The following is a 3,868-nucleotide window of genomic DNA, read 5'->3' as shown; positions in this document are numbered from 1 at the left end:
TAACCCAAAGACCCCCTTTGGGTCTTAGGGTAACCCCTGCCTGCACCTGGGGCTCAGGAAGGGGAGGGAGCCGGAAGCGTTGAAAGAAGGCCCTGAGGGCTACTATGCCCTCCAGGAGAGCAAGGTTCCGTCCTAAACAAGTACGCTTTCCCATGCCGAAAGGAAAATAGCGGCCGTTGGGCAGGCTTTTGGCTTCCAGGAAGCGCTCGGGCCGGAAGATTTCCCCCTCGGGAAAGTAAAGGCGGTGGGTTACGTAGGGACATAGCACCACCGTGCTTCCTTTGGGGATTGTCTCATTTCCCAAGTCCAGAGCAGTTTCCGCCTTGCGGGTTATAATCCAGGCTGGGGGGTAAAGCCGCAGAGCTTCCTGGAAGGCCATCAAGGCATGGGTTTCGCTTTGGGCTATCTTTTGTTGCCATGCGGGTTCTCTGGATAGCAGGTAAAGGCTCCAAGTAAGAGCGCTGGCTGTGGTTTCATGTCCTGCTACCAAAAGGGTGATAGCCTCTGCCAAGGCTCTTTCTCTGGATAGGATGTGGAAAGGTGGCTCATAGATAAGTTCCGCGGCTTCCTGCAAAAGAACCCGACGACTTCTTTGGAAGCGCCTCTCTGCCAAAGGGTTGAGGCGGGAAAGGGGGTTTCGCATGCGCTCAACGATGTGTTCCAAAGCGGAAAGGGTTGAGGTGGCGATTCTCTCTGGAAGGAGCCTTCCCCAGAGGATCCGGCCTAGAAAGCGTAGAGAAAGGGCCAGCATCTCGTGATCTAACTCCCGTTTTTCCCCTACGCGCCAGGAGGTGAAGAAGGCTTCTGCCTCCTCCTCGAGGGCTTCCCCATAAGCGGCCACACTTTTGGGGAGGAAAGGATCCTTGAGAGCCTTGCGTACCCTTTGGTATTCCTCTCCCCAGTCGGTGAGAAGGCCTTTTCCCGTGAGGCGGGAAAGTTCGCGGTACTGGAATGTAGCCTTGTTGTCGGTACCATGGAGGATTCTTTCCACCCCTTCTGGATCAAAGATCAGGAACAGGGGTGTCCTTGGCAGAGGAAGAGCATAACGGGGGTGCTTCCGGCCCCAATCAAGAAGGGTACCTAAAGGGTCCTCTCTAAGGCGCTTTAGCTCGCCCAGGTTTTTCCTTAAATCCAAGGTGATGGCCATAGGGAGTGGTGATCCGTGCTGGGTCTGAGGTCTAAGGGCGGAGGGCTTTGCCAGTGAAACAGGGGCAGGATCAAGGGTGGGCATGGGTCGCTAGGCCAAACATAGGCTTCCCCCAAGGTTTTTGCAGAACGAGCTTTTCTTACCACAGCACTATGGTAGCATGTACAGAAGATTCCTTTCCTGTGGGCCAGGCTACCTTTTTAGGTTTCTTACCAAAGAAAGGTAGTTCCTACGAGATACCTCTAAGTCTATAATGGGATTTTTGGGTTCATAACTCGCATATTCTGGAGCAAAGCGCTTTAGCCAGCTTGCCTGGGGGTCATAGCGCTTTCCCTGTTCTACAAGGTTAAAGACCCGGAAGTAGGGAGCAGCATCCACGCCTAGGCCTCCTGCCCACTGCCACCCTTGGAGGTTTTGCGGGGTATCCCCGTCCAACAGGAGCTCCTTAAAAGCTTTTTCTGCTCGTTTCCATGGGAGAAGAAGGTACTTTACGGCGAATTGGGCCACGCACATCCGTGCCCGGTTGGAGAGAAAACCTGTAGCCCATAGCTCGCGCATAGCAGCGTCCACCAGGGGTATACCGGTCTTGCCCTGGAGCCATGATTGGAATAGTTCCTCATCTTCTCGCCAAGGAAAGTGGGCAAACTTGGGGTCCAGGGGTGTGTCCTGCATCTGGGGAAAATGGTAGAGGAGGTGGTAGGAGAAGTCCCGCCAAAGAAGCTCGGAAACCCACTTCTTTGCCCCTTCCCCACCGCGTTGAAGGGCTTCCCATGCGGCTTGCCGTGGGGAGAGAACCCCCAAGGAGAAGTAGGGTGAGAGCCTCGAGCCCCCTTCGCCATCCAGCCGGTTCCGCTCCAGGTGGTATACATCCAGGCCTTTTTCTAGGAAACGGCGAAGTTTTCTCCAGGCAGCTTCCTCGCCGGGCTCGGGCAAGAGAAGCCCGGGGTTTTCCTCTGGGATTTCGCCTTCCTCCCAAGCCCCAGCCCCAGGTAGGGAGTCGGGAGCCGGCTGAGGGGGGTCTACTCCCGAGAATTGGCGGCTAAAAATGGTGTAAACCCGGTAGGGTCTAGGAAGGTCGGGGGGAATCAGGTGGGGAGCAGGAAGGAAGTGAATGGGAACGGAAAGAGCCTCTCGTACACGGGCATCCCGATACCGTCCGTAGGGGGTATAGGTCTTTAAGGCATACACCCCCTTGGCCCGTAGTCTACGGGCGGCTTCCGGGACTGCTTCCCAGGGATAACCCTGTATTACAAATAGGCTTCCGCCCCGCTCACGGTACGCTTTCCGCAGAGCGCGGACATTTTCTAAAAACCAAGCCCGGCGTCGGGGCGAGGTTGTTAGGTTGTTGGGGTCTAGGACTACCAAGCCCACCACAGGTCCCTGGGATAGGGCCTCGAGGAGGGCGGGATGGTCGGCAAGCCGCAGATCTCCTCGGTGCCAAACCAGGTACATACGGTGAGAATAGCCTTTGCATTATCGGATTTGTGTAGCCAGGAATGATATCTGGGAAATCCTCAGGGCCTGGGGTAGGAGTTGAAGCCGCTCCCAAGGCTTCAGGTGGGCCCTTCGATGGAGGTTGTCATAGCCAGAGAGTCGTAATTTGTCCAAGATAGCCTGGTATTGCAAGGCGGCAAAGGCAATGGCTCCTCTGCCCACCCGTAGTCCGGAAAGGCCTTTGAGCCCCTCCTGGTAGAGGAGGCGGGCCCGACTTTCCAGATGGGCCATAAGGTTCCGGTACTCTGGGGTAATCCGCCCTTGCTTCAGATGCTCGAGGGATACGCCAAAGTGCTTTAAGAGTTCTGCCGGGAGGTAGACCCGGTCTCGTTCGAGGTCTTCCCCCACGTCCCGCAGAATATTGGTGAGCTGCATGGCCTGGCCCAAGAGGATGGCTTTTCCCTCCACCTCCTTGCTGCCACCCACAATGGGGGTCACCATCCTACCCACCGTGCCCCCCACCTGGTAGCAATAGCGAAGGAGTTCCTTCTCCGTCTCCAGGTGCACGGGCCCCAGGTCTAGGCGAAAGCCTTGCCACATGTGGCGAAAGGCCTCCTGAGGGATGGGCCAGCGGGTTAAGGCCCAGGCTAGTCCCCTTTCCCACTCCGTCTGAGGCTTTCCCCTAAAGGCCCGTTCTATACCCTGCCACCAGGCTTTTAGGGCTTCCTCCCCCGCCCCCAATCCGTCCACGGCATCGTCCCCTAAGCGGCAGGCAGCGTAGACAGCCCAAACCCCCTTGCGCTCTTCTTTGGGAAAGAGGAAGCTCCCCCAATAGAAGGTGGTGGAGTAGCGGCGTAGGATGTGGGCTATTAACCTCCAGTTAGGTTCCATGATGTTTCTAGCTTCTTTCCAAGTGTGGCAAAAGACCTTTGTCCCGGCTACACTTTATAGCTAGACGTAAACTTGACAAAACATAGACAGTATGGCATGCAGACTTGACCTATATGCGGCTCCTGGAGTAAAGAGGGGGCATGACCCTGCGCGAAGCCCTGTCCCAGATCCCCGACCCCCGGGCCCGCAACCGGCAGTACCCCCTTTGGGGCCTCCTGGCCCTCATCCTGGTGGCTTTTCTTTCCCGCGTGGACTCCCTGAGGGGCGTGGAACGCTTCGCCCGCGCCAACCCCCACCTCTTGCCCCACCTCGGCCTGCGCAAGGCCCCAGGCCACACCGCCATCACCCTTCTCCTTCACCGCCTGGATCCTGAAAAGCTCCAAGCGGCCCTCCTTC

General features: G+C 57.2%; 4 protein-coding genes. 1 reads left to right on the top strand and 3 read right to left on the bottom strand.

Translation table 11 applies throughout. The features are described from left to right. The 3 genes from TNMX_RS12145 to TNMX_RS12135 form a co-directional block, all read right to left on the bottom strand. Nucleotides 1-1,147: cytochrome P450 (locus TNMX_RS12145; RefSeq protein ID WP_038032598.1), on the bottom strand; the 1,147-nt coding region annotated here is incomplete at its 3' end. A 192-nt stretch (nucleotides 1,148-1,339) separates the two neighbouring features. Beyond that, on the bottom strand, nucleotides 1,340-2,599 hold the full coding sequence (locus TNMX_RS12140; protein ID WP_038032597.1) for a deoxyribodipyrimidine photo-lyase: 1,260 nt from the start codon (nucleotides 2,597-2,599) through the stop codon (nucleotides 1,340-1,342). 21 nt (nucleotides 2,600-2,620) lie between these two features. Then, a complete protein-coding gene (locus TNMX_RS12135; RefSeq protein ID WP_038032595.1) occupies nucleotides 2,621-3,472 on the bottom strand; it encodes a phytoene/squalene synthase family protein in 852 nt (283 codons plus the stop codon). A 140-nt stretch (nucleotides 3,473-3,612) separates the two neighbouring features. Between TNMX_RS12135 and TNMX_RS12130 the strand changes: the two genes are divergently transcribed. Then, nucleotides 3,613-3,868, top strand: a 256-nt coding sequence (locus TNMX_RS12130; RefSeq protein ID WP_038032599.1) for a transposase family protein, incomplete at its 3' end; no start/stop codon positions are given.

Source organism: Thermus sp. NMX2.A1 (assembly GCF_000511705.1).
Classification (GTDB): Bacteria; Deinococcota; Deinococci; order Deinococcales; family Thermaceae; genus Thermus; species Thermus scotoductus.
Note: the sequence above shows the minus strand (reverse complement) of the source record. Positions and strands in the feature narration are given on the sequence as shown.

What these genes read in the sequence shown, in the direction of transcription:
- TNMX_RS12135 (WP_038032595.1), bottom strand. Translation starts at nt 3,472, where the DNA reads ATGGAACCTAACTGGAGGTTAATAGCCCACATCCTACGCCGCTACTCC.
- TNMX_RS12140 (WP_038032597.1), bottom strand. Translation starts at nt 2,599, where the DNA reads ATGTACCTGGTTTGGCACCGAGGAGATCTGCGGCTTGCCGACCATCCC.